Source organism: Candidatus Zixiibacteriota bacterium, from assembly GCA_035574315.1.
Taxonomy (GTDB): domain Bacteria; phylum Desulfobacterota; class Binatia; order UBA9968; family UBA9968; genus DATLYW01.
The window spans coordinates 12,044-35,523 of sequence record DATLYW010000021.1; the positions used below are offsets into that span (position 1 = coordinate 12,044).

General features: G+C 62.5%; 25 protein-coding genes and 7 tRNA genes. 25 read left to right on the forward strand and 7 right to left on the reverse strand.

Annotated features, from left to right (window positions below):
- The first annotated feature begins 41 nt into the window (after positions 1 to 41).
- The 7 genes from VNN77_06215 (at position 42) to VNN77_06245 (ending at position 3,378) form a co-directional block, all read left to right on the forward strand.
- Positions 42 to 1,460 carry an aldehyde dehydrogenase family protein gene (locus VNN77_06215; protein ID HXG50989.1) on the forward strand — a complete coding sequence of 473 codons (1,419 nt, stop codon included), beginning with the start codon at positions 42 to 44 and terminating at the stop codon, positions 1,458 to 1,460.
- Between the two features lie 20 nt (positions 1,461 to 1,480).
- Positions 1,481 to 2,203 carry a ribonuclease PH gene (rph, locus tag VNN77_06220; GenBank protein ID HXG50990.1) on the forward strand — a complete coding sequence of 241 codons (723 nt, stop codon included), beginning with the start codon at positions 1,481 to 1,483 and terminating at the stop codon, positions 2,201 to 2,203.
- A gap of 11 nt (positions 2,204 to 2,214) precedes the next feature.
- The gene (locus VNN77_06225) at positions 2,215 to 2,838 is read left to right on the forward strand and encodes an XTP/dITP diphosphatase (GenBank protein HXG50991.1); all 624 of its coding nucleotides are present in this window, start codon (positions 2,215 to 2,217) and stop codon (positions 2,836 to 2,838) included.
- A 40-nt stretch (positions 2,839 to 2,878) separates the two neighbouring features.
- Positions 2,879 to 2,955 (forward strand) — tRNA-Pro (locus tag VNN77_06230).
- An 87-nt stretch (positions 2,956 to 3,042) separates the two neighbouring features.
- Positions 3,043 to 3,119 (forward strand) — tRNA-Arg (locus VNN77_06235).
- A 17-nt stretch (positions 3,120 to 3,136) separates the two neighbouring features.
- Positions 3,137 to 3,212: transfer RNA gene (locus tag VNN77_06240), tRNA-His, on the forward strand.
- 90 nt (positions 3,213 to 3,302) lie between these two features.
- A tRNA-Lys gene (locus VNN77_06245) sits at positions 3,303 to 3,378 on the forward strand.
- 89 nt (positions 3,379 to 3,467) lie between these two features.
- On the opposite strand, the gene VNN77_06250 is transcribed toward VNN77_06245, so the two are convergent.
- From VNN77_06250 to VNN77_06280, 7 genes are all read right to left on the reverse strand, one after another.
- Positions 3,468 to 4,601 (reverse strand): site-specific integrase, encoded by a 1,134-nt coding sequence (locus tag VNN77_06250; GenBank protein HXG50992.1) that lies wholly within the window; start codon positions 4,599 to 4,601, stop codon positions 3,468 to 3,470.
- Positions 4,602 to 4,836: 235 nt separating this feature from the next.
- Complete coding sequence (locus VNN77_06255; protein ID HXG50993.1) at positions 4,837 to 5,169, reverse strand: helix-turn-helix domain-containing protein; 333 nt, start codon at positions 5,167 to 5,169, stop codon at positions 4,837 to 4,839.
- 3 nt (positions 5,170 to 5,172) lie between these two features.
- On the reverse strand, positions 5,173 to 5,445 hold the full coding sequence (locus VNN77_06260) for a hypothetical protein (GenBank protein ID HXG50994.1): 273 nt from the start codon (positions 5,443 to 5,445) through the stop codon (positions 5,173 to 5,175).
- A 415-nt stretch (positions 5,446 to 5,860) separates the two neighbouring features.
- Positions 5,861 to 6,151 carry a hypothetical protein gene (locus VNN77_06265; GenBank protein HXG50995.1) on the reverse strand — a complete coding sequence of 97 codons (291 nt, stop codon included), beginning with the start codon at positions 6,149 to 6,151 and terminating at the stop codon, positions 5,861 to 5,863.
- 451 nt (positions 6,152 to 6,602) lie between these two features.
- Positions 6,603 to 8,672 carry a DUF3631 domain-containing protein gene (locus tag VNN77_06270; GenBank protein ID HXG50996.1) on the reverse strand — a complete coding sequence of 690 codons (2,070 nt, stop codon included), beginning with the start codon at positions 8,670 to 8,672 and terminating at the stop codon, positions 6,603 to 6,605.
- Entirely contained in the window at positions 8,669 to 8,959 is a 291-nt protein-coding gene (locus VNN77_06275; GenBank protein ID HXG50997.1) for a helix-turn-helix domain-containing protein, read from the reverse strand. The genes VNN77_06270 and VNN77_06275 overlap by 4 nt, the downstream gene beginning before the upstream one ends.
- A gap of 134 nt (positions 8,960 to 9,093) precedes the next feature.
- Positions 9,094 to 9,867 carry a hypothetical protein gene (locus tag VNN77_06280; GenBank protein HXG50998.1) on the reverse strand — a complete coding sequence of 258 codons (774 nt, stop codon included), beginning with the start codon at positions 9,865 to 9,867 and terminating at the stop codon, positions 9,094 to 9,096.
- A gap of 255 nt (positions 9,868 to 10,122) precedes the next feature.
- Here VNN77_06280 and VNN77_06285 point away from each other — a divergent pair, with 255 nt between their 5' ends.
- The 18 genes from VNN77_06285 to argC all read left to right on the forward strand — a co-directional run bounded on the left by VNN77_06285 (position 10,123) and on the right by argC (position 23,479).
- Positions 10,123 to 10,314 carry a helix-turn-helix transcriptional regulator gene (locus VNN77_06285; protein ID HXG50999.1) on the forward strand — a complete coding sequence of 64 codons (192 nt, stop codon included), beginning with the start codon at positions 10,123 to 10,125 and terminating at the stop codon, positions 10,312 to 10,314.
- Positions 10,289 to 10,837: a hypothetical protein gene (locus tag VNN77_06290; protein HXG51000.1), complete on the forward strand. Its 549-nt coding sequence runs from the start codon at positions 10,289 to 10,291 to the stop codon at positions 10,835 to 10,837. The genes VNN77_06285 and VNN77_06290 overlap by 26 nt, the downstream gene beginning before the upstream one ends.
- 91 nt (positions 10,838 to 10,928) lie before the next feature.
- Positions 10,929 to 11,438 (forward strand): hypothetical protein, encoded by a 510-nt coding sequence (locus tag VNN77_06295; GenBank protein ID HXG51001.1) that lies wholly within the window; start codon positions 10,929 to 10,931, stop codon positions 11,436 to 11,438.
- Positions 11,435 to 12,415, forward strand: coding sequence for a tyrosine-type recombinase/integrase (locus VNN77_06300; GenBank protein ID HXG51002.1), 981 nt, complete (start codon positions 11,435 to 11,437; stop codon positions 12,413 to 12,415). The genes VNN77_06295 and VNN77_06300 overlap by 4 nt, the downstream gene beginning before the upstream one ends.
- A 1,194-nt stretch (positions 12,416 to 13,609) precedes the next feature.
- Positions 13,610 to 13,918, forward strand: a complete 309-nt coding sequence (locus VNN77_06305; protein ID HXG51003.1) for a septal ring lytic transglycosylase RlpA family protein — start codon at positions 13,610 to 13,612, stop codon at positions 13,916 to 13,918.
- Between the two features lie 115 nt (positions 13,919 to 14,033).
- Complete coding sequence (locus VNN77_06310) at positions 14,034 to 14,549, forward strand: hypothetical protein (protein ID HXG51004.1); 516 nt, start codon at positions 14,034 to 14,036, stop codon at positions 14,547 to 14,549.
- Between the two features lie 19 nt (positions 14,550 to 14,568).
- Positions 14,569 to 14,883, forward strand: coding sequence for a DUF971 domain-containing protein (locus tag VNN77_06315; GenBank protein ID HXG51005.1), 315 nt, complete (start codon positions 14,569 to 14,571; stop codon positions 14,881 to 14,883).
- A 139-nt stretch (positions 14,884 to 15,022) separates the two neighbouring features.
- Positions 15,023 to 15,105 (forward strand) — tRNA-Leu (locus VNN77_06320).
- A 92-nt stretch (positions 15,106 to 15,197) separates the two neighbouring features.
- Positions 15,198 to 16,493, forward strand: coding sequence for a trigger factor (gene tig, locus VNN77_06325; GenBank protein ID HXG51006.1), 1,296 nt, complete (start codon positions 15,198 to 15,200; stop codon positions 16,491 to 16,493).
- Between the two features lie 60 nt (positions 16,494 to 16,553).
- Positions 16,554 to 17,156 (forward strand): ATP-dependent Clp endopeptidase proteolytic subunit ClpP, encoded by a 603-nt coding sequence (gene clpP / locus VNN77_06330; protein HXG51007.1) that lies wholly within the window; start codon positions 16,554 to 16,556, stop codon positions 17,154 to 17,156.
- A 20-nt stretch (positions 17,157 to 17,176) separates the two neighbouring features.
- Positions 17,177 to 18,430, forward strand: coding sequence for an ATP-dependent Clp protease ATP-binding subunit ClpX (gene clpX, locus VNN77_06335; protein HXG51008.1), 1,254 nt, complete (start codon positions 17,177 to 17,179; stop codon positions 18,428 to 18,430).
- 12 nt (positions 18,431 to 18,442) lie between these two features.
- Positions 18,443 to 20,917: an endopeptidase La gene (lon, locus tag VNN77_06340; protein ID HXG51009.1), complete on the forward strand. Its 2,475-nt coding sequence runs from the start codon at positions 18,443 to 18,445 to the stop codon at positions 20,915 to 20,917.
- Positions 20,918 to 21,001: 84 nt separating this feature from the next.
- Positions 21,002 to 21,274 (forward strand): HU family DNA-binding protein, encoded by a 273-nt coding sequence (locus VNN77_06345; protein ID HXG51010.1) that lies wholly within the window; start codon positions 21,002 to 21,004, stop codon positions 21,272 to 21,274.
- 89 nt (positions 21,275 to 21,363) lie between these two features.
- Positions 21,364 to 21,438: transfer RNA gene (locus tag VNN77_06350), tRNA-Val, on the forward strand.
- Between the two features lie 18 nt (positions 21,439 to 21,456).
- Positions 21,457 to 21,533: transfer RNA gene (locus VNN77_06355), tRNA-Asp, on the forward strand.
- 51 nt (positions 21,534 to 21,584) lie between these two features.
- Positions 21,585 to 22,010, forward strand: coding sequence for a 50S ribosomal protein L13 (gene rplM, locus VNN77_06360; GenBank protein HXG51011.1), 426 nt, complete (start codon positions 21,585 to 21,587; stop codon positions 22,008 to 22,010).
- A 13-nt stretch (positions 22,011 to 22,023) separates the two neighbouring features.
- Positions 22,024 to 22,416: a 30S ribosomal protein S9 gene (gene rpsI, locus VNN77_06365; GenBank protein HXG51012.1), complete on the forward strand. Its 393-nt coding sequence runs from the start codon at positions 22,024 to 22,026 to the stop codon at positions 22,414 to 22,416.
- A gap of 4 nt (positions 22,417 to 22,420) precedes the next feature.
- On the forward strand, positions 22,421 to 23,479 hold the full coding sequence (gene argC, locus VNN77_06370; GenBank protein HXG51013.1) for an N-acetyl-gamma-glutamyl-phosphate reductase: 1,059 nt from the start codon (positions 22,421 to 22,423) through the stop codon (positions 23,477 to 23,479).
- The last annotated feature ends 1 nt before the right edge of the window (position 23,480 follow it).

Below are 23,480 nucleotides of genomic sequence, written 5' to 3' on the forward strand. Positions count from 1 at the left end.
CGCGCTCGCCGTCCGTGGATTTCGTTTCGGAGGTTTGATCCATGAAGATATTTCTCGCGGGAAGCTGGGTCGACAAGCCGCAGAAAATCGAGGTCAAGAATCCCTTTGACGGGTCGGTGATCGACACGGTGCCGAGGGCCGACGCCGCCGATCTGGAGAAGGCCCTGGCCTTCGCCGAGCGCGGCGCCAAAGTCATGGCCAAGCTTTCGGCCTACGAACGCTGGAAGATCCTCCGTAAGGCGGCCGATCTCATGGCCGAGCGCAACCAGCAGCTGGGCGAGACCATCTCCCGGGAAGAGGGGAAGATCATCGCGGAGGGGAGGGGCGAGGCCAGCCGGGCGGTCGAGACGATGATGGGTTCGGCGGAAGAGGCGAAACGGGTACACGGGGAAACGGTTCCGCTGGACGCCGACCCCACGGGGGCGAAAAAGCTCGGCTTTACGTTGCGGGTGCCTTGCGGCGTGGTGGCGGCCATCGCGCCGTTCAACTTTCCGCTCAACCTCGTCTGCCACAAGGTCGGTCCGGCGCTGGCGGCCGGCAACACGGTGATCGTCAAGCCGGCCTCGGATACGCCGCTTTCCGCGCTGAAGCTCACCGAGATCCTGCTCGAGGCGGGGTTGCCGCCCGAAGGCATCCAATGCCTGACCGGCTCGGGAAGCGAGATCGGGGACGCTCTCGTGGCGGATCATCGCGTGCGCAAGGTAACGTTCACCGGAAGCCGGGAGGTCGGCGAACGCATCTGCCGGAGGGCCGGGATCAAGAAGGTCACCATGGAGCTCGGCTCGAACAGCCCGGTGATCATTATGCCGGATGCAGACCTGGAAAAGGTGGCCGCCGCGATCGCCGTCACCGGTTACGGCAACGCCGGCCAGACCTGCATATCGACTCAACGGGTGCTGGCGGCCAAGCGAGTCTACGGCGATTTCCTCGACGCCTTGAAACCCAAGGTCGAAGCCCTGACCACGGGCAACCAGCTCGACGAGAAGTCCAAGGTGGGTCCGATGGTCAAGGAGAGCGAGGCGGCGCGGGTCGAAAGCTGGATCAACGAAGCCGTGGCGGGCGGGGCCCGGCTGGTGGCGGGCGGTGGCCGCCGCGGGGCGATTTACACGCCCGCGGTTGTCGCCGACGTTCATCCCGACATGCGCATATCGCGCGACGAGCTATTCGGGCCGGCGGTGGCGGTCACGCCGTTCGATACCATCGAGCAGGCCATCGCGCTGGCGAACGACAGTGTCTACGGGCTGGCCGCCGGCATCTTTACCGAAAACGTGGAATGGGCCATGAGATTTGCCCGCGAGGTGGAGGCCGGTAACCTGCACATCAATTGGGGATCGCAGTGGCGCGTGGACCTGATGCCCTACGGCGGGCTCAAGCAGTCGGGCTTCGGTAAAGAAGGACCGCGCTACGCCGTCGAAGAGATGACCGAGCTCAAGATGGTCGTTTTCCATCTGAGCAGCTAAGGGCAATGGCACAACCCGCAGTGAGAGCCGATGGAAGAAAACCGCGGCAGCTCAGGTCGCTCAGCATAAGGCCCGGCTACATCAAGACGGCCGACGGATCGGTGCTGATCGAGATGGGCGACACCCGGGTCATCTGCACCGCGAAGCTGGAAGAGCGTGTCCCGCAGTTCTTGCGCAACAGCGGCAAGGGCTGGATCACGGCGGAGTACGGCATGTTGCCGGGCTCCTCTCAGGTGCGCATCGGCCGGGAGTCGGCGCGCGGCCATGTGGGGGGCCGCACGCACGAGATCCAGAGGCTGATCGGCCGTAGCCTCCGGGCGGTCGCGGACCTGAGGGCCCTGGGGGAACGGACGGTCTGGGTCGACTGCGACGTAATTCAGGCGGACGGTGGGACCCGGACGGCGTCGATCACCGGCGCCTACGTCGCTCTCGCCGAGGCGGTTCGCCGATGGTCCGCGAGCGGGCTCGTCGCCGGGAATCCGCTGCGGGATTCCGTGGCGGCGGTGAGCGTCGGGATCGTCGACGGCAAGCTCCTGCTCGATCTCTCGTACGAGGAAGACAGCCGCGCCGACGTCGACATGAATTTCGTGATGACCGGCTCGGGAAAGTTCGTCGAGGTCCAGGGCACGGCGGAGAGCACGCCGTTTACCCGGCGGCAGATGGAGCGCATGGCGGAGCTCGCCCACCAGGGAATTCGCGAGCTGCTCAAGGCGCAAAAACGCGTCATCGATTCGCTGCGCTGATTTCGTTCTCGATGCACGATCGGCTGCTGGTGGCGACGAGAAATCCGGGGAAGCTCGAGGAGATTCGCGACCTTTTACGGTTTCTCCCCCTCTCCATCGTATCCTTGGACAGCATCCTCAATCCGCCGCAGATCGTGGAGGACGGCCGGTCGTTCGAGGAGAACGCGCTCAAGAAGGCGCGAACGCTGGCGGACTTTTCCGGTTTGCCCACCCTGGCCGACGACTCCGGCCTGGAGGTGGATGCCCTGGGCGGCGCGCCCGGAATCTATTCCGCGCGTTATGCAGGCGAGGAGGGGGACGACCGCAAGAACAACGAGAAGCTGCTCGCGGAGCTCGAGGGCGTGCCCGAAGAGCGGAGAACGGCGCGCTTCGTCTGTGTCCTCGCCCTGTGCGTTCCTGCCTGCGGGGGCGCGGCCGAGTGCTGGACGGTGCGCGAATGCTGCGAAGGGCGAATCGCCTTTGCGCCCACGGGTAAAAACGGCTTCGGCTACGACCCGTTGTTCTTTTACCCACCCTTCGGCAAAACCTTCGGTGAAGTCGACCGGCAAACCAAGGCCACCGTGAGCCATCGGGGAAAGGCGCTGAGGCGGCTGGCAAAGATGCTGCCTGAGATCTGCCGCGCTGCAAATCCTTGATTTCGGGCAGCGCCCGTGTAGAATGGCTCTGATCGCTTGACGGGGCGTAGCGCAGTCTGGTAGCGCACCTGCCTTGGGCGCAGGGGGTCGGAAGTTCAAATCTTCTCGCCCCGACCATCACGCAGTACTGAGTTATGAGTGCTGAGCGCTGAGAACGGGTCGGGAGATCGTCCGGCCGGTTCTCGGTACTCGCTTGCGATGTCGGCGCCAGTAGCTCAGCTGGATAGAGCAACGGCCTTCTAAGCCGTGGGTCAGGGGTTCGAGTCCCTTCTGGCGCGCCAGCATGGTTTCGGACGCGGTGAGTGTAGCTCAACGGTTAGAGCACTGGACTGTGGCTCCAGGGGTTGAGGGTTCAAATCCCTTCACTCACCCCAACCCGTCAGGATCGCCGATCGGGAACACTGGACTGCCCGGAGAAGGTACGTTACATCCAGCTCGAGCACGATCCGGAGCAGCGCGAAGATGGGCCGCTAGCTCAGTTGGTAGAGCAGCTGACTCTTAATCAGCGGGTCCGGAGTTCGAGTCTCCGGCGGCCCACCAATCTTTTCAGGTACTTGCGAGCTGTGTCCGTGGAAAGTCATCCGGTCTAAAAACGCTGTGTCCGTGTCTGTGTCCGTGTCCGCGGCTTTTTAGCCGCGCACCCCTGCCAGCCGGGCAACCTTGGGCTCCTGGCTCTGCTCGGCGAGATATTCAAAGAGTCGCTCGCTGGCTTGCGCGAGGTCGTCTTCCGAGACGATATGGTAGCGGTCGAAGACGCTCCGGGTTTTGTGCCCGGACAGGCTCATCGCAACCTTCTCCGCAATGCCCGCCCGGATCATGTTCCGAACCGCGCTTCGTCTCAGATCGTGAACGATAAGCCCACCGAGACCGGCCGCAACACAGGCAGATCGCCACGCCTTGCGAAAATCGCCGATCGGCTTACCGCCGACGTGAAAGACGAAGGGACAGTCGAGGCGTCGGGCCCGGTGCGCTCGCTCGATGATCTCTACTAGCGGCCCGGCGATGGGAAGAAGCCTCGCTTCCTTGTTCTTGCTCGTCTCGGGGCGAAGCCTGATCACTCCGCCCGGCAAGTCGACGTCGCGCCATTCGAGCTGCCTCATTTCGCTGACTCGCCAGCCGGAGTGATAGAGAAACGCAACCGGGTCTCGTAGGCTCTCGGGAAGGTGCTGTTTCAAGCGCAGGAAGCTCCCATGGTCGAGGAAGCCCTGCCGGGCGTTGTTCTCCTCCAGGGTGGGGATATAGGGCCGAGATGAAAGCCTCCCGGCTTGCTGCGCGAGAGTAAAGGCCCGCTTGAGCGCGGCCAGCTCCCGGTTGATCGAAGCGTTTGCGGCGCCCTGGCTCTGGCGCTGGGCGATGTAAGCCCGGATCCGGTCCGTGGTGATATGCACCGCCCGATCGCCACCGAAGAAGTTCGCGAGGTGCGAGAGAGAAAGCTCAACGCTCCTGAGGCTTCGCTTGCGGTTGACCAGATAATCGTTCTTCAGGTCCTCGGCCAGCCGCTCGAACGTCACCCGTTCTTCCCTGGTGCCCACCACGCCGCGGCCGAGATCCTGGACTCGCTTTTTGAGCAAGCGAATCGCGTCCCGCTCCTCGGTGGAATGGCAGCTTTCGCGTAGCTCCTCGCCGCGATGATAATAAGCAATGTGCCACACCGGATTTTCGTAAAGGTATTCCGTGCCGTCTTCCCGCCGGCGCTTGAAGCGCTTGCGGAAGATCGACCCGAAGCCCTCAATCTTTTTTCGCCTTTCTCGTCCCTCCTCCATGACGACGGCCCTCCTTTCGCTTGTGCTTTTTCCCCATGGTCAGCAGCAGGTACTTCACGGCAAGCTCGGTCACGCGAGAGATCGGTCGCTCGCCCCTTTCGCAGCGCGCGATGGAATTTCTCTGCCAGCCGATAGCCTCGGCCATTTCTCGCTGAGTCAGGCCCAGGCGCTCCCTTGCCCGTCTAAGTTCCGCTCCTGTCATAGATACCAAAGGTATCAACGACGCGGGGCCTTGTCAAGAAGATTTTGGCCGGCCCGTGGGGCTTTTCGCTTCGAGGTATGCGAGGATTCCGCGCTGGCTGAACCGGACCATCCGGCCGATCCGGCGGACAAACGGAAGGCTTTTCGCTCGGCGATAGAGATAATCCGGGGAGCAGCCGATGAGCTTGGCCGCCTCCTCGGCGGTAAGCAACCGCTCAGCGCCCCCGTTCATTGCCGCCTGGATCTCTTCCCTTACGATCCGGCGGATCTCCTCGAAGAACGGGGCGAATGGGTTCGCCGCCGCCGCCGGGTCATCGCTCCTGGTACGCCGGAGCGGAACGATCTTGTTGTTTCCCTGTTCGCCCATTTTTCACTGCGGCTCCCCGGCTCCCTGTGCTCGCGGCGTTCTGCGCCGCGCGTAGAGCCTTTTCGCTGCGAGCATTTTCTGGATCCGTTGCGAGCGGCTCGAACGCGGATCGAAGTCCGAGCCGGCAAGATCAGCGCTCGAAGGAAAATTCTCGTCGAAGAAGCGAACGAGATCGCGGTTGGCGAAGAGGAGTTTGAGCGTCCGGCCCGAAACGAGCTGATAGTGAGCCCGGAGAAGCCCGGCCTTCACCCACTGGCGCACCGTCAGGGGCGACACACCGAAAAGCTTCGCGACCCGCTTTGTGCTGCTCAGGGGAAAAAGAGAATGGTCAACGAGCGACGCCGAGACCGCCTTGGCGACGGCCTTTTCAATGGCCTTTTCAAGCTCTGCGAGCGACGCCGAGCTAAAGGGGGTTATCCCGTCCCTTTTCACTGAATATTCCGCCTCGAACCCTGAAGTGCCGTCAGCGCGTCAATCAAAAGCACCACCTTCGGCCCATAAGGCCGGCCATTCCTATCCACGGCCCGCCGCACCGGGATCTCGCCTCGATGGATCATCGCCGTGACCGTTTCGACCGCAAGCTCCAGGGCATCCGCCAGGGAATCGATCTCCTTGGGAAGGCGGAAGATGGCGAGGGGGTCGGGGAGGCGATGGCCGCAGTTCCGGCATTCTCGAGGGCGCGGGTTTCCTTTCATTGTGCCCCCCGGGTCCGCTCGGCGCAGTTGATCGCTTCGCCCGCCTCGATCCCCTCGATCTCGGTCCTGTACCTTCGCGCCAGCGCTGCGGCATCCCGGGCGCAGAGAAAGAGCAGGCGCCGGCCGGCTCGGAGCTCGAGCCCCCTTTCCACCGCCGAGAACCAGGCGCGGCAAAACCCGCACCGGCCGACAGCGGGCCGGGAGATCAGCTTGATGCGTACCGCGGGCCGCCCACGCCGGACGGGCCTCGAACCCGCCCCCGGGGTCTCGGTGGTAATCTCTTTCATTGTATCCTCCTCAACTCCGCGATAACCCCGCAGGCCCGGAGCGCATCGAGCTTCTCGTCGATCAAGTCCTCCGCCCAGTGGGGCCGTCCGGCGTTTTCGGCGGCAACGTAGGACGCGAGATCGGCAAGGGTGCACTCGACAAACCGCCGCGGGTCGAGAACTTTCGTCCAGGGGGTAAGAGCGATGGGGCCGGACGGGATCGGGCCGGACCGGACAACAACCAGGTCGAGCCGGGCGGGGCTAGCCAGGGCGTTTCGCTCTGCTGGACTACTGCTACCGGCCAGAGCTGGGGATTGGCTCAGCAAGGGAAGAATTTCTTCTTTGTGCTGGCGTATGGCCTGTTTTAACGCTTCCGTGAGGGCGCCGGCGGGGGCTCTGTACCGGAGCCGCCCAGCGTGCGGGACTATCTCAATGCCCCGAGCTCGAAGCTCGGCCAGGATCGCCTGCGCAGTCATAGTTCCCCCTCCTCTTCGTCGAAATTCAAGACTCTTTTCTCTAGCCCCCCCTTTTCATCCGTTACAACGCTATTTCCATTGATTTTTCGCGTACTTACATCGCTTTTCGAAGTGTTACAAAACCCGACTTGTAACGGATCAAAAAGTGGTTCTAAGTTATTGATTTCACTAGGGTTTATATGATGTAACGGATCAGGGGGGGTGTATCTCGCGAAAGCGTCATCGAACTGCGAGCGCTCATAGCCACGCGCCAGCCCCTCGCCAGCCCGCAGGAGTTTCGGCGTTATCCCGACACCCCCGAGCAGGCGGGCGAGCTGGCGGGGGGTGATCGGTTTGCCGCTGCGCCACTCGGACCAGGGCCGGTCCTCGCGATTAGCAAGCGCTGAACAGATGTCAGCGCTGAAAAGCCGATCCGAACTGTTTTCTTCAAAAAGTACCCGCAAGTCTTCCAGGAGCTGAACGAGCGCCGAGCCGCCCCCTTCGTCCACGGTCCCTGATACCCGGATCGCGGCCGCCCGGGCGCGGTCGGGCCACTCCCCGCCCGCCAGCTCGGCGATGGCAAGCAGCGGACGCCAGTTGTCCGCCGCGCGGTCGTGGAGCGCCGCCGGAGCGTCCGGCCGCAGCGCGCGAAGCCGCTCGACGTTATCTAGCGCCCAGCGGGCGCTGCGGCGTCGGAGCGGCTCTGCGATCTTTGCTACTCCAGTCGAACGAAACCGATCTACCCGCTCCCCCGGAGCGCGACGCTTCAATCCTATCACGACCGACCGATCCTCGAGCGTCGCCGCGAGCCGTCCGATCGCCGCGATCGCTTTCGGGCACCAGGTCGAAAAAAGCTGCGGCTCGTGATCGTCGCCGACGCACCTTAGAACGAAAGCGGAGGCCCGGTGGTGGCCTGAGTTGATAATTCCCCGCAGCTCGTCTTTGTCCCCGAGAAAGGAGTCCGCCTCGTCGATGAAGAGCGACGGCTTGAATTTTTCGATCGCGCGAAAGAGCGCCGGCCCCGTGATGTTCGACGACGGAAGCGCGCGCGGGGAAAGCATCGCGAGAATTTCGAGCAGCGTGGTTTTTCCACAGCGCTTCGTCGGACTCGTCAAAAAAAGATACGGCGAGACATCGAAAGCGTCCAGCGCCCACGCGTGGAGAACCCAGAGCGCCGCAGCGGCAGCCGCGTCGTCAGAGAGCACGACATAGCGCTTGATGAGTGTCATCAATAAGTCGAGCTGCTCGGCCGTGTCCACCGTGGACTCGACGGGTTCATCGTCAACAATGAGAGCTTTCTTCTCTGAACGCCCAACACCTCCGATCTTTTCCCTGCGCCAGGTTTCATACCAGGTTTTGTGTTGCTTCAGCGTCGGATGCTTGAGCGGAAGCCACTTTTCCCGCGAGAGGTCGTCGAGCGAGTGCGCGGCAAGATAGTCGTCGAGACCGACCTTCTGCGAGCCGGTCTGCGGCAGAACAACAACAAGCACTTTCGCCCCGCGGCTGTCGAGGAAGCGCGCGAGCGCGTACACGGCGCGCTGGAGATCGTCCCGCAGCCACACATCGGAATCGGGAACGATGCTCACTTCACGATCAACCAGGGGGATCGACTTCAAGTCTTCGATCCCTGTCCAGGTTCCGGCTTCGAGCCAGTTCCAGATCCCCGCGAACCCGACGGCATTCAGCCCCGCCTGGACCGCGGCCGCGGCTTTCTTCTCGCCCTCGACGAAAAAGAGCGGCTCCTTGATGTTCGAAATTTTTTCGAGAACGGAGGGAAGGATATAGAGATGATTGTCCGAGCCGGGCGGCTGGAAGTATTTAATCGTTCCGTTCGCCGTCTCGAGTGGGGGGAACAACTTGAATCGAGAAAAGCCCGGGACGTTGGGATACGGAAACTCGAGCACGGACTCCACGCGCGCGTAGAGTCCTGATTCGAAACCGGGGACATCGCGCGGGACCACGGAGCGCAGGTTCATCAGTCCGATCGTTGCATCGTCCAGTCCCGAGATTTTCAGGTCGGCATAGTGATCTTGGTGCAGCCGCGCGCGGACCCCATCGCTCGAGAGCCGCGGTGTTTCAGTTTTCATCTTCTCCCCCGTCCCCGCCCGTCCCCGCTCGCGCTCGAAGTCGAAACGAGCTGCGCGTCTTCGATGTCAACCGCTGCCGCCGGCGGAATGCCCATGAGGAGCCGGCGAAGCTCCCCGGCGTCGATTCGAACCGTGCGCCCAATTTTTACGGCGGGCAGAACGCCTGTCCGAATAAACCGATAAACCGTCCGCGGCTCGACTCTTAGGGCTTTTGCCACCTCATCCGGGCGCAGAAGTTCGATCTCGTTTTGTCGTGCGGTCGCAACCTCATCTGTGAACTTCATCATGCATGTATTCTCTCAAACACAGAGCCTGCGATCGAGAGAAAACGCCCTGGGGCAAGGCGAAAAAATTCCCACTTTTCTCGGAAACAGAGAAAAGTGGGATGAGGCGGGGTCTCTTGGCCGGGAGATGGGGTCTCTTAGCCGGGAGATGGTATTGTTAAGGGTATCGTTAAGGGCGGAGGGTTCGCCGCCTCCTCGAGGACGGCCGTGATCATGGCGCGCGACGAGTCAAATTTTGCGCGAAACCTTCGACAGCTCTCCTGGAGGGCCTCTTCATTTTTCGGCCCGTAGCCGCACCTTCGACAGCTCTCCTGGAGGGCCTCTTCCTTTTTCTGGAGGGCCTCTTCCTTTTCCGGCCCGTCGTCGCTGAAACAGACCAGTGTGATTCTATGAACCGCTTTCCAGTTGGGATTCCCTTGCTTCGCTTTAAACCAGTCCGCGAGGGTGCAGGCAAAAAACGTCTCTGTGTAATTTGTCCGTTTGGTTGGGGATCCGCATAGATCGAGCGCTACGAGCGCCACTATAAAACTCTGCGGCTGCGGCTCCTTCGCCTCGATGAGGGCGCTAATTTCCTTTCTGGCACATCGGGCAAAATCGGCCCACGTCGTTGTCGTGAGAGCATTGCTCAAAAGCCTGTTCGCTTCCGGGCGAAGCACAAAACCATACGGAGATTTTTGCAGCGCTCTCACCATGCCAGCGTATCTCTTTAACTCGCGCTTCGGTTTTTCCTTCTCGACCAGGTCCCGCATCCACAATTTTGTCATCCAGGCGCAAATTGCGCGCCGGATGATCCAGGCGGTGCCATGGTCGAGGAGCCCAAGAGTCGCGAGGTCGCGCAAAGCCTTATAAACAACGCCGGGCTCTCCGCATGTTTCAAAGACGGTCTCAGCCCAAAGGACATCGAACGCCATCGGCGTTAAGCCGCCGGGCCGCAGGGCGCGAGTTGTTCCGCTTCTCATTCCCACACCTCCGTCACTGTTTGCGCCCGCTCTGCCTTCGGTGCCTCCGCCTCCTCATCGGCGTCGAGCAGCTCGGCGCGAATCCCGCTCTGCTCCGAACCGCGCTTGGTTTTCAGTACGAACCACCCCGATTTTTACCGCAATGCCACCCCAGGGTCAAGAAAATTGTTGACGAGCGTTGTTGCACGTGATACATGTAACCCGACGATGATCTCCATCGACGTCAAGAAGCTTCGCGCGGCGCTCGGTCTCACGCAGCACCAGCTCGCCGCGCGGATTCGTTGTCATCGGTCGAGCGTCGCACGCTGGGAAATCGGCCTTGCGCGGCCGCATCGGTTCTACGCCGAGCGGCTCCAGGAGCTGCGCGCCCGCCATGCGCGGAGGAGAAAGAAAAACTAGAAGAACACTTCGCCACCCCTTCCCGCCGACTCCGCGCCCCGCCCACCGCTACTCGTTATGCCTTAATCTATATCGCCTGATCGCATCGCGCGCCCGCCCGCGCGGGCCGCCGGGGCTTCCTCCGCCGGCGCTGCTTTGCGCTTCGTTTTTGCGCATCGTTTTTGCGCATCCAACAGGGGGGAAAATGAAGAAGCTAAAACCGGAAACAAAATCGGAAACAAAAGTTGACGTTGTGCGTGAAATCATCAACGCAGTCGACGACTGGTTTGCCGTTTCGTCCGTGTACCTGATTCATATGGGCTCGGGGTCGGGGCCGGACGAGGCGCTCCTCGGCGACGCCGCGGCCGATCCGTTTGCGAGCTGGCGGAAAAAGCTTTTTCCTGACGGCTCCCCCGACGACGCGCCGCTCCTGGAGCGGCAAACCGGCTTTGCCGTGGGTTTTATCGCGGGGCTTCGCGCGGCCGGCCTGGACCGCGGGCAGATTTTCAAGCGCGCGCGGGGGATCGCACGCAATGCCTGGTGAGCGTTCGCTTGCCGAACTCGCCGGCGCGTTCCAGCGATACCTTCTCGAGCAGGGGAGGAGCGTCGTTGTCATACGCCGGATGATGTCCGTTGTGCGGCGCTTCGTGATTTACGCCGGCCATGAGCCGATCGAGCAGATCTCCGATCGACAGGTCGAAGGCTTTATCCGCAGCGCCGCCGGCGGCCGGCGCGGGCAGGTCGCGCGGGACCTCGGCGCCTTTCTTCGCTTCGCCGCCGAGCGCCGCGACGTTCCCGCCGAGATGGCGCCGCTTGTGCCCCCCTCTGCCCCCGCCCGCGCGGAGCGTGACCGGCTCGCCCCGCTCCGGCAAAAATTGACCTTCGATCGGTTCGCCCGGGAGAAAGAAGCCGCCGACGAACTTATCGCCCGGCTCGCGCACAGGGTGATTGATCACTTTTTGTATTTCCGCCGCCGCATCGCCGGCGAGCCAGACGACCTTGATGAGATCTATCGCCTCGCCGACGAGGCGGCCGAGATCATCCACGCGAACCTTCAAACCTTCATGCGCCTGCAGGGCGCCGGAGGACTGAACGTTCACGCGGTCCTGGATGCGCCTGCAGGGCGCCGGAGGACTGAACGATGACGAAACCGATTGCTACCGATGCCCTGGGCCCCATGAGGGCCGGCGGCGGGCCGCAAGCGGCGCTTCTTATAAAGCGCTTCGCCGACTACCTCCGTTTCATCAAAAACCGCTCGCCGAACACGGTCGCTGCCTACGCCACGGACGTGCGTCTGCTTTACGAGAAAGTTTTGAAACCGGCCGGTCTGGAATGGGCCGACCTCACCGAACCGCTGGCGGTCGACTACCTCAAAGACCTTCGAACCACAGTCAAGCCCGCATCGGTCGCCCGTAAGCTTTACGTTTTCCGCTACTTCTTCAGGTTTCTTCTTCGCCAGGGCGCGGCCGTCTCCAACCCCTTTGGCGAGGTTGAGTTCAGAAAGCTCCACCGCCCGATCCCGACAATCCTGAGCATCGATGAGACAAACCGCCTCCTGTCGCGGGTCCGGGAGCCCATCCCGGCGATGATCGGGCTGCCGCTCAAGCGAGTTTACTTGACGCTACGAGACCGGGCGATGCTTGAAACTCTTTATTCCGCCGCCTTGCGGGTAAGCGAGCTCTGTAACCTCGACTGGGAGGATATCGACCTTCGGGCGCACCAGCTCCGGGTCCTAGGCAAAGGCGGCAGGGAGCGGATTTGCCCGCTCGGCGAACGCGCCCTGCTGGCGCTCGCCGAATATGCCCGCGCATACGAGAACGTGCTCGGGAGAAAGCCCGAAGGGCCGCAACCGGTGTTTGTCTCCAATGTTTACCGCCGGCTCGCAACCCGCTCTGTCAACCGGATGATCCTGAAGTGGCTGGAGCTCACCGGCATCAAGAAGCGAATCACCCCGCACACCTTCCGCCACTCAGCGGCCACGCACATGCTCGAAAATGGCGCGGACCTCCGGGCGGTCCAGGCTCTGCTCGGCCATGCCAGTATCGCAACCACCCAGATTTACACCCACGTCGGAACCCGCCGGTTAAAGGCCGTTCACGCTGTCACGCACCCGCGATCATGAACGCGGGGGCCGCTCAGGGGCTTGCTGCCATCCCGGCAGGGCGGTCTTTCCACCTAGGCGGGGGCGAGAAGCGACCGGGAAAACTCCGCCAAAAAAAAATTTCAAAAATTTTTGTTTGTGGGCCCCGCAAAGTAGGGGGAACGAAATTTATGGAACCTTTAAAGGACCCCCCCGGGGGGCAGTTTGCTTTTCGCCGGCGACCCCGAGAACCCGCCTCGACTGCCCCGCCGCCCGGCCGGGCCAGCCTTTGATGATGATGAGATCGGATCCGCCCTCGAGGATGTCCCACCGGGCGGGGAGCGACCATCCCCGGGGCCGGGCCGCTCGGCGCCCCGAGCGGCATTTGGGTCCCCTTTATCGCCGCGGCTGCCAGGATCGAGCCCGAGGGGTTTTTGTCGCTTGATCGCAGCCAGGGGCCGACTACCATAAGCGGACACAGCACGGACACAGCACGGACACAGCAATTTCGACTTCTTCTTTTCGCGTACTTCCTCCGGCCCGTCTGATTGTCGATCAGCCGGCTCGGTGTCTCGCCCCTGGGCTGTGGGCGCTTTGTGTCCGTCCGCTCGATCAGAACCATGCGGGCTGCGGTCGTTACAAAGCTCGCTTCCCATTGGGCGCAGGCGAGTTGAGTTGGCCCCAGTACACAGCCTGAAACGACTCTTAATCAGCGGGCCCGGGGTTCGAGTCCCCGGCGGCCCACCAATCTTCGTTTTTCTTTCCCCTCGCAGGCTGATTTCTTCCCTTCGCAAGCGGCGGGCCGGCGCGCACGGCGTAGGAGCTCGCTGCAGGCTTTGCCGTGCACCGGCTGTTCGCCGGGCTCGGGGTTCTGACTCCCGTTTTCGGCGCCGGCTCGGCAGGTTAGCCCTTATATGGACGCATCGGTATGGCTTTTGCCCCTCGGCGACGGGGAGGAACGAAGCCATGCCTCTCGGAGGGGAATCCAAGCGCAGGGCTACCCAAAAAGGCCGGTCGGCCCGCAGACTCGCTTTTGCCGCCGCCTGGTTCGTCAGCCTCGGTAGCGCTTCCCTTGCGCCTCGATCCGCCGGGGAGCCGCCCGGCGCCGCTGCAAGGCCGGATCGGCCGGAAACCCGCTACGAGCATCCGACGGGAGCGCAGAACGCTATTGGATCACAGGCAACTCGGGGGCCCGCGGCACCGCCCGCCGGGAAGCCGGTCCAGAAAAGGTGGAAGGTGGTCGAGCGCGGTCGCGCGTCGTGGTACGGCCCCGGCTTTCATGGCCGAACGACCGCCAGCGGGGAAATTTTCGATCAGACCAAGCTCACCGCCGCGCACAGGACGCTTCCTCTGGGAAGCCGGGCACGCGTTACCAACCTTCGGAACGGCGCGACCGTGGAGGTGGAGATCAACGATCGCGGCCCCTACGTCGAAGGTCGGATCGTCGATCTCTCGCGTGCGGCGGCAGGCGCGCTGCGGATGGTCGAGGCAGGAATCGCCCTGGTTCGGGTCGAGTCGCTCGACCGTCCCGTCGGCGCCGGGTAGCGCATCGAGCCGGTCCTCGCGAGCCTCGTGGCCCGAATTTCGGTTGCCTCGCCGCTTACGGTGGTGCCATAATGGTGCCGTTCGACAAGCGAGTCTTCTCTGAACGGACTGGCCGATGGCGACGAGCCCCGCCTTCACTTACTCCATGTCCCTGGAAGTTTACCTTCAGGGGGCGGTGGTGCGGGGACTGCTGGTGACGAGTCGGGATCGATTGAGCAACGAACTCATCCTGCGCGCCGGCGACGAGGTTTTCTCCCTGACCGAGGCAACGATTGAGAGCCTCGACTGCACTCCACTGCTGGCTGGGGTCGCCGATTACCTGATCTACATGCAGGAGGTGTTCTGCATCGCCGACTTGAGCCCCCAGGCGACGGGTCTTCGGCCGGGAAGCGAGCACCTGTATGTGAAAAAAGAAGCGAACCGCGTGGTGGTGAACGCGGGCCCGTACTGGTTACGCGGCAACGTTCACCTGGCTCCCGGAGCTCCGTTCCAGGAGCTGTTCCTTTCCAGGGGCCGCTTCGTCCCGGTCACCGACGCCGTCATGTTCAAGCCGATCTGCCGCAAGCCGCGCACCTACCTCGTCAACCGGACGAAGATCAGCTGCTTGACCGCCGCCGGCGACGTGGTTTAATCGGAAACGAAGGCCGCCTTTGGAGAGCCGTTTTCCGGTCGAAATCCATCACCAGAAGGCTGCGGGAGCTGTCCGCATCATCTGGGACGACGGGCACAGCGCCGATTACCCGCAGGACTATCTGCGCGGTTACTGTCCTTGCGCGCTCTGCCAGGGGCACGGCCCCGCCATCCGATTCCGGCCGGTGGAAGGAGCAAGGCTGGAAACGATTCGGGCGGTCGGAAACTACGCCGTCGAGTTTGTCTGGAGCGACGGCCATTCGACCGGCATCTATTCCTACGACTATCTCCGATCGATCTGCCCTTGCAGCATCTGCCGCGGCGCGGGCGGTTGATTCCGCGCTCGCCGTTCGGTTCCTTTGCCGGCGCTCGGACGCTATCGTGCTTGACTTACGGGAGGCCGTTTCCTACTCTGCACTTCAAGCCCGAAGGTTTTCGATCCCACGGCTTGTATTTGGCGCGCTGCAAACGTGTGCGAGAGTGGCGGAACTGGCAGACGCACTAGACTTAGGATCTAGCGGGCAACCGTGGGGGTTCGAGTCCCCCCTCTCGCACCAGGTTTTATCGGCTGCGTTTGCGGCGCGCCGGACGAGAGAAAGTGCGGGCGCCGAGAGAACACGACGCCCGCCCGCCGAGATCGCCAGGATCCATGAAAGTCGAAGTCGATGAGCTCAACCCGGTGCGGCGCAAAATCGAAATCGAGCTGCCCGCCGAAACCGTAGACGAGGAGCTGACGCGTGCTTACCGCAATCTGGCGCGTCGCGTTCGCATCAAGGGATTCCGGGCCGGGAAGGCCCCCCGGACCATGCTGGAAACGCTCTACGGCGAGGAGATCAAGAGCGAGGTCCGATCCCGGCTCGTGGAGCATGCGCTGAGCGCGGCGCTCCAGGAGCGGGGTCTGCAGATCGTGTCGCGGCCAGAGATTCAAGCCGATCCAGTGGCACAGGGTCGCGCCTTTTCGTTCTCGGCGGTGTTCGAGGTCAAGCCTGAGATCGAAGTGAGGAACTATCTCGGGCTTGAGGTCCGAAAGCCGCGGTTGTCGCTCCCCGAAGACGAGGTGGAGCGGGCGTTGCGCCGGCTGCAGGAGAGCCAGGCGAGACTCGAACCGGTCGAAGACCGCCGGATCGCCCGCCGCGGCGACTTCGTAACGGTGGATTTTGCCGGAACGATCAGCGGCAGGCCGGTTCCCGCGGCCAAGGCGGAAAACTACCTTTTGGAGATAGGCGGCGGGCGGTCGCTTCCGGAATTCGAGGAAGCCCTCGAGGGGCGCACGATCGACGAGCCGTTCGAGGTTAGAGTCCCGTACCCGGCCGATTATCCCAACAAGGAAATCGCGGGCCAGACGGTCGATTTTGTGGTTACCGTCCGCGATATCAAGCGCAAAGTGCTGCCGCCGCTGGATGACGAGTTCGCCAAGGACCATGGCGAGTTCTCCTCGCTCGAGGAGCTGAAGAAAAACGTCCGGGCGCGCCTGGAGGCCGAGCTGGAGCGCATTCAACGGGAAGCACTCAAGGAGCAGCTGCTCAGTCGCCTGCTCGAGGAACAGGCGTTCGTCCCGCCGCCAGCGATGGTGGAACGGCAGGTGCGCTATCTGATGGAACGCGAACGAGCGGCGAGCGGTGGCTCCGGGCCGCCGGCCGATTCGACCGTCGCGCCGGAAGAATGGCGCCGGAGCATCGAGGAACGGGCCAAACGCCAGGTCCAAGCGACGCTCCTGATCGAGAAGATCGCCCGGCTGGAAAACGTCGAGGTGTCCGAGCGTGATCTCCAGCAGCGGGTCGAGGCGATCGCCGCCGCGGCGGGAGATCGGGGCAAAGCGTTGCGCGAGGTCTACTCCAGGCCCGAGACTCGGGACGAGTTGCGAGCCCAGATGGTCTTCGAGCGGACCCTGGACCTGCTGCTGGAGAAAGCAACGATTCGCGAGGTCGATCCGGCGCCTTCTTAAGGTTGATGAGGGCGGTAAAAAACGCTAAAATGCGTTTACAGTTGAGGAGTTTGGCAAAGCATGAGCTTCATACCGATTGTCGTCGAGCAAACCGGGCGCGGGGAGCGGGCCTATGACATCTACTCCCGGCTGCTCAAAGACCGGATCGTGTTCCTCGGATCGGTGATCACGGACGACGTGGCCAACCTCATCACCGCGCAGCTTCTGTTTCTCGAATCCGAAGACCCCGAGCGCGACATTTACTTCTACATCAACAGCCCCGGGGGCTCGGTCACGGCAGGCCTGGCGATTTACGACACCATGCAGTACATCCGCCCGCAGGTCTCGACCGTCTGCCTGGGGCAGGCGGCCAGCATGGGGGCGGTTCTCCTGGCCGCTGGCGCAAAGGGCAAACGCTACGCCTTGCCGCATTCGCGAATCATGATCCACCAGCCCATCGGAGGATTCCAGGGCCAGGCGGCGGACGTCGACATCCAGGCGCGCGAGATCCTGCGAATGCGCGAGGAGCTCAACAACATCCTGATGAAGCACACGGGACAGAGCCTGAAGCGGATCGAGAAGGACACGGACCGGGACCTCTTCATGTCGGGGAGGCAGGCTCAGGAGTACGGGATCATCGACGAGGTGATCGCGACTCGGCCCGACGGAGTCCAGAAAAAGTAACCGAACCATGCGGGGGATCTATGGCAAAGCACGGTGATGATCGGTCGGGAAACCTCGTCTGCTCTTTCTGTGGAAAGAGCCAGGACGAGGTGCGGAAACTGATCGCCGGCCCGACCGTCTACATCTGCGACGAGTGCATCGATCTTTGCAATGACATCATCGCGGAGGAATGCGATCACGATGAAACCCTGACGGCTTCGTCGAACGTACCGAAGCCGGCGGAGATCAAGCGTGTCCTGGACCAGTACGTCATCGGGCAGGAGCGGGCGAAGAAGATCCTCGCCGTGGCGGTTCACAACCATTATAAGCGCATCGACAGCCAGATGATGACGGGCGATGTCGAGCTGCAGAAAAGCAACATCCTGCTCCTGGGCCCGACTGGCTCGGGGAAGACGCTGCTCGCCCAGACGCTGGCGCGCTTCCTCCAGGTACCGTTCACCATCGCCGACGCCACGAGCCTCACGGAAGCGGGCTACGTCGGGGAGGACGTCGAAAACATCATTCTCAATCTGCTCCAGGCGGCGGATTACGACGTGGAGAAGGCCCAGCGCGGGATCGTCTACATCGACGAGATCGATAAGATCTCGCGCAAATCCGACAACCCGTCGATCACCCGCGACGTTTCGGGCGAAGGCGTGCAGCAGGCGTTGTTGAAGATCATCGAGGGCACGATGGCGAGCGTGCCGCCGAAGGGCGGGCGCAAGCACCCGCAGCAGGAATTTCTCCAGGTGGACACCACCAACATCCTGTTCATTTGCGGCGGCGCCTTCGTGGGCCTGGAGGACATCATTCGCAAGCGTCTGGGAAAGAAGCGCATGGGGTTCGGCGGCTCGCTGGAGGATCCGGCGAGCAAGAGCTCCTCGGAGCTGCTCCACGAGGTGCAGCCGGAGGATCTTCTTAAGTTCGGGTTGATTCCCGAATTCATCGGCCGGTTGCCGGTGATCGCTACCCTGGACGAGTTGAATGAGGCCGCGCTGGTGCGTATCCTGAAAGAGCCGAAGAACGCGCTCACGAAGCAGTACGGCAAGCTGTTCGAGATGGAAAGCGTTCACCTTAAGTTCACCGAGGAGGCGCTCCGCGCGATCGCCCGCGACGCGATGAAACGAAAGTCTGGCGCGCGGGGGCTCCGTGCGATCATGGAGAACATCATGCTCGACATCATGTACGAGATGCCCTCGCAGCCGAACATCAAAGAGGTGGTCATTTCCGAGGACGTTGTCAACAAACAGGAGCCTCCGATCGTGGTCTACACCAAAGCGGCCGAGAGCGCTTAGGGAGACAGAGCCATGTTGTTCCGCAACGACAAGAAAGACGACAAGGAGCGCGAATCGGGCGGCGTGATGCGGGCTCCGTTGCTCCCGCTGAGGGACATTATCGTGTTTCCGCACATGGTCGTGCCGCTGTTCGTGGGACGGCAGCGCTCGATCAAGGCGCTCGAAGAGGCCACCCAGAAGCAGTCCTTGATCTTTCTGTCTTCCCAGAAGGACGCCAAGACCAACGAGCCGACCGAGGAGGACATCTACCGGGTCGGTACGCTGGGGACCGTCGTGCAAATGCTGAAGCTTCCCGACGGCACGGTGAAAGTGCTGATCGAGGGTAAGCGCCGCGCGCAGATCGTGCGGTTCCTCAGCCATCCCGATTTCTTCCTGGTGGAAGTGGAGCCGGCGGAGGAGATCGTGGAGCGCAACAGCGAAGTCGAGGCGCTGATCCGCGAGGTGCACTCGACCTTCGAGAACTACGTCAAGCTGAAGAAGAAGATCCCGCCCGAGATGGTGATGTCGGTGTCGGCGATCGACGATCCAGGACGCCTGGCGGACACCATCGTCGCTCACCTCGGGATCAAGCTCGAGGACCGGCAGAATCTGCTGGAGACCTTTAACACCGCGGAGCGCCTGGAAAAGGTTCTCGGACATATGCGCGCCGAGATCGAGATCCTCGAGGTCGAGCGGCGCATCCGCTCGCGCGTGAAGAAGCAGATGGAGCGCTCGCAGAAAGAGTACTACCTGAACGAGCAGATGCGGGCGATCCAGAAAGAGCTCGGAGAGAAGGACGAGTTCAAGAACGAAATCCAGGAGATCGAGGAGAAACTGAAGGAGAAGAAGCTTTCGGCGGAAGCGCGCGAGAAGGTGGAAAAGGAGCTCAAGAAGCTCAAGATGATGTCGCCGATGTCGGCGGAGGCGACGGTCGTCCGGAACTACATCGACTGGATTCTCAGCCTGCCGTGGAACGAGTTCACCGACGACAAGCTGGACATCAACGAGGCCGAGCGGGTTCTGGAAGAAGACCATTACGGGCTGGAGAAGGTGAAGGAGCGGATCCTCGAGTACCTGGCCGTTCAGAGCCTGGTCGGGAAGATCAAGGGCCCGATTCTCTGCCTGGTCGGCCCGCCGGGGGTCGGCAAGACATCGCTGGGGCGGTCGATCGCCCGCGCCACGGGGCGCAAGTTCGTGCGCGTCTCGCTCGGCGGCGTGCGCGACGAGGCGGAAATCCGCGGTCACCGGCGGACCTATATCGGAGCGCTTCCGGGGAAGATCATCCAATCCATGAAGAAAGCCGGATCCAGCAACCCGGTCTTTCTCATGGACGAGATCGACAAGATGTCGACGGATTTCCGGGGCGACCCGTCGTCGGCGCTGCTGGAGGTGCTGGACCCGGAGCAGAACACGACGTTCAACGACCACTACCTCGACCTCGACTACGATCTGTCCAAGGTCATGTTCATCACGACCGCGAACACGCTCGACCGTATCCCCCGGCCGCTGCAGGACCGGATGGAGATCATCCGGATCGCGGGGTACACGGAGCTCGAGAAGCTGAGCATCGCGAAACGCTACCTGCTCGCCAAGCAGCAGGAGGCCAACGGTCTCAAGCCTGAGAACGTGAGCTTCACCGACAACGCGCTGCTGAGCCTGATCCGCCACTATACCAAGGAGGCGGGGGTGAGAAATCTCGAGCGCGAAATCGCGGCCATCTGCCGCAAAGTGGCGGTCGAGGTCGTCAAGAAGGACCGCAACGCGCACGTCCAGGTCGGGAGCAAGAGCCTCCACAAATTCCTGGGCCCGATCAAGTACCGGTACGGGAAGGCCGAGGCGGAGCAGAAGATCGGCGTGACCACCGGCCTGGCCTGGACGGAGCTGGGCGGCGAGCTGCTCGCGACCGAGGTGACGATCATGCCGGGCAAGGGCCAGCTCATCATCACCGGCAAGCTGGGCGACGTGATGCAGGAGTCGGCTCAGGCGGCGATGAGCTACGTCCGGTCTCGGGCGACGGATCTGGGATTGGAGCGTGACTTTTACCAGAAGATCGACGTGCACATCCATGTTCCGGAGGGTGCGATCCCGAAGGACGGACCCTCTGCCGGGATCACGATGGCAACCTCGCTGGTCTCCGCTTTGATGAAGATCCCGGTGCGCAACGACCTGGCGATGACCGGGGAGATCACGCTGCGGGGAGCGGTGCTGCCGATCGGTGGCCTCAAGGAAAAGATCCTGGCGGCGCACCGGGCGGGGATCAAAAAAGTCTTGATTCCCGCGGAGAACGAGAAGGACATCGAGGAGATCCCGGCTACGGTTCTCAAGACCGTGGAGCTCGAGCTCGTCGCGCACATGGACGACGTGCTCAAGAAGGCCCTGTTCATGGAAGATCCGGACAGTCTCTTCAAGCGGCCGGCGCTGTCGGTTGAATCGAAAGAAGAATCGCCTCCGTTCGGCCAGGAGGAGAAGGTGGAGGATACCCCGGGGCCCGAGATCCTGCCGCAGTAAAGCCTTCGTTTGTTTGACAGCCCGGGGTGCGGCTGCTATAAACCCGTAGCTCCGTTTCTTGGCGCCGGAGGAGAGCGCTGGGACATGACAAAGGCGGACCTGATCGATTCGATCGCCCGACGAACCGCGATTCCCCGGCAACAGGCGGAGGATATCGTCAACGGCTTGTTTGACGATGTCGTAGCCGCGCTCAAAAAGGGCGAAAAAGTAAACATCTCCGGTTTCGGGACGTTTTCGGTCTCACAGCGCAAGGGGCGGACCGGAAGGAATCCGAAGACCGGAGAATCTATCGAGATTGCTCCTTCTCGAGCCGCCAAGTTCAAGGCCGGCAAAACGCTGAAGGAATCCCTCAGCTGATCATTTTTCGCCGGCCGCCCGGGAGGGCTGCGGTTGCGAAAGCTGGCGGATGGATTCCAGCGCGTGGAGCTCATTGGGATCGGCCGATAGGGCGGTTAGCTCAGCGGGAGAGCATCGGCCTTACAAGCCGGGGGTCACAGGTTCAAGTCCTGTACCGCCCACCATCGCGGGTTGAAAGGGACGGGGTCGTAGTTCAGTCGGTTAGAACGCCGGCCTGTCACGCCGGAGGTCGCGAGTTCGAGTCTCGTCGGCCCCACCATTTTTTTTGCAGCAAGCAACAGGAAACATCGTCGCGGGAGAAGACAGGGCAATGAAGACGGAAGCAGCGGCGGCGCAGCGGCAGTGGTACGTCGTCGACGCGCGCGGCAAGATCCTGGGCCGCATGGCCAGCGAGATCGCCAAGGTGCTGCGCGGCAAGAACAAACCGGTTTTTGCTCCGAACGCGGACGTCGGCGATTTCGTAATCGTCGTAAACGCGCGCGAGGTGAAGCTCACCGGCAGGAAGATGTCGGACAAGATCTATTACCGCCATACCGAGTACCCCGGCGGGATTCGCGCCCGAACCGCGGCGAAAATGCTCGAAGAGAAGCCCGAAGAGCTGGTGCGACTCGCCATAAAGGGCATGTTGCCGAAGAACCGGCTGGGACGAAAGCTTGCGACCAAGCTCAAGGTCTACGCCGGGCCGGAGCATCCTCACGACGCCCAGAGACCTCAGCCTCTGCCACTCGAGTTATAGGAGCGGAAACAAGATGGCCGAAAAGGTAATCATGGCGACCGGCAGGCGAAAAACCTCCGTGGCTCGCGTTTTTCTTCGACCCGGCAAGGGGACGATCGAGGTGAACGATCAACCGTTGGAGCGGTATTTCGGTCGCGAGACGGCGCGTATGGTCGTGCTCCAGCCTTTCGAGGTGACCCAGACCGCCGGGAGCTTCGATATCTCGGTGAACGTCAAAGGCGGCGGGATCTCCGGGCAGGCGGGAGCGATCCGCCACGGTATTACGCGTGCCCTCATGCAGTTCAATCCGGAACTGCGCGGCCCCCTGAAGAAGGCCGGGTTCGTCACGCGGGACCCGCGTGCCGTCGAGAGAAAGAAATACGGACACCATAAAGCGCGTAAACGGCCACAGTACTCCAAGCGCTAGATCATTGCCCAAGCCCGCCGCCGACTCGAAAAGCGCACGTGTCGCGGTTCTCGGAGCCACCGGCTATGCCGGCGTCGAGCTGGTCCGCCTGCTTCTGGGCCACCCGCGCGTTCGGATCACCCTGCTCACCTCTCAGCAATACGCCGGCAGGAAGCTGAGCGACATCTATCCGTCGCTCGCGGGAAAATGCGACCTGACGCTCGAGGAGATCGCGCCGGAAAAGGTGGCGGAGCGCGCCGATCTCGCGTTCGCCGCGTTGCCGCACGCGGCGTCGATGGTCGTGGTCGCCGAGCTGGTTCGCCGCCGGCTGCGCGTCATCGATCTCAGCGCCGACTTTCGCCTTCACGACCCGGAGTGCTACCGGAAGTGGTACGGCGAGCATAAGGCTCCCGGACTGCTGAAGAAGGCGGTCTACGGGTTGCCCGAGATCCACCGAAAGAGAATCGCAGGGGCGACGTTGGTCGCCAATCCCGGGTGTTATCCGACCGGCGCGGTGCTCGGCCTGGCTCCGCTTTTTGCGGAAAAAATGGTCGAGGGCGGCGTCGTGGTCGACGCGAAATCGGGCGTTACCGGCGCCGGACGGAGCGCCGCCGTGGAGCTGTCGTTCGGCGAGGTGCACGACAATTTCAAGGCCTATAACGTCGCCGCTCACCGTCACACGCCCGAGATGGAGCAGGAACTGGGGGAAATCGCCGGCCGCCCGGTTTCGGTGCTCTTTGCGCCGCACCTGCTACCGATCAACCGGGGAATCCTGTCGACGATCTACGTCCGCTTGAAGAAAAAACCCACCGCCGAGCAGCTGCTCGACCTCTACCGCGACCATTACCGCGACGAGCCTTTCGTGCGAGTCCACGAGGCCCGCTTTCCGGAAACCAAGGAAGTTCGCGGGACCAATGACTGCGCGGTCGGGCTCCGCTACGACCCGCGGACCGAAACACTCGTGGTGATCACCGCTATCGACAACCTCGTCAAGGGAGCCGCCGGCCAGGCGATCCAGAACATGAACCTGATGTGCGGGTGGCCGGAAGCGGAAGGGCTCGGAGGGGCCGCATTGGTGCCCTAGG

Coding starts and splice junctions, on each gene's coding strand:
- VNN77_06345 (HXG51010.1), top strand. CDS start 21,002: ATGACAAAGGCGGACCTGATCGATTCGATCGCCCGACGAACCGCGATT.
- VNN77_06255 (HXG50993.1), bottom strand. CDS start 5,169: ATGGGCGAACAGGGAAACAACAAGATCGTTCCGCTCCGGCGTACCAGG.
- VNN77_06250 (HXG50992.1), bottom strand. CDS start 4,601: ATGGAGGAGGGACGAGAAAGGCGAAAAAAGATTGAGGGCTTCGGGTCG.
- VNN77_06215 (HXG50989.1), top strand. CDS start 42: ATGAAGATATTTCTCGCGGGAAGCTGGGTCGACAAGCCGCAGAAAATC.
- VNN77_06290 (HXG51000.1), top strand. CDS start 10,289: ATGCGCGGAGGAGAAAGAAAAACTAGAAGAACACTTCGCCACCCCTTC.
- VNN77_06265 (HXG50995.1), bottom strand. CDS start 6,151: ATGAAAGAGATTACCACCGAGACCCCGGGGGCGGGTTCGAGGCCCGTC.
- VNN77_06300 (HXG51002.1), top strand. CDS start 11,435: ATGACGAAACCGATTGCTACCGATGCCCTGGGCCCCATGAGGGCCGGC.
- clpX (HXG51008.1), top strand. CDS start 17,177: ATGGCAAAGCACGGTGATGATCGGTCGGGAAACCTCGTCTGCTCTTTC.
- lon (HXG51009.1), top strand. CDS start 18,443: ATGTTGTTCCGCAACGACAAGAAAGACGACAAGGAGCGCGAATCGGGC.
- rplM (HXG51011.1), top strand. CDS start 21,585: ATGAAGACGGAAGCAGCGGCGGCGCAGCGGCAGTGGTACGTCGTCGAC.
- VNN77_06225 (HXG50991.1), top strand. CDS start 2,215: ATGCACGATCGGCTGCTGGTGGCGACGAGAAATCCGGGGAAGCTCGAG.
- VNN77_06275 (HXG50997.1), bottom strand. CDS start 8,959: ATGATGAAGTTCACAGATGAGGTTGCGACCGCACGACAAAACGAGATC.
- tig (HXG51006.1), top strand. CDS start 15,198: ATGAAAGTCGAAGTCGATGAGCTCAACCCGGTGCGGCGCAAAATCGAA.
- VNN77_06310 (HXG51004.1), top strand. CDS start 14,034: ATGGCGACGAGCCCCGCCTTCACTTACTCCATGTCCCTGGAAGTTTAC.
- VNN77_06285 (HXG50999.1), top strand. CDS start 10,123: ATGATCTCCATCGACGTCAAGAAGCTTCGCGCGGCGCTCGGTCTCACG.
- VNN77_06280 (HXG50998.1), bottom strand. CDS start 9,867: ATGGCGTTCGATGTCCTTTGGGCTGAGACCGTCTTTGAAACATGCGGA.
- clpP (HXG51007.1), top strand. CDS start 16,554: ATGAGCTTCATACCGATTGTCGTCGAGCAAACCGGGCGCGGGGAGCGG.
- rpsI (HXG51012.1), top strand. CDS start 22,024: ATGGCCGAAAAGGTAATCATGGCGACCGGCAGGCGAAAAACCTCCGTG.
- VNN77_06270 (HXG50996.1), bottom strand. CDS start 8,672: ATGAAAACTGAAACACCGCGGCTCTCGAGCGATGGGGTCCGCGCGCGG.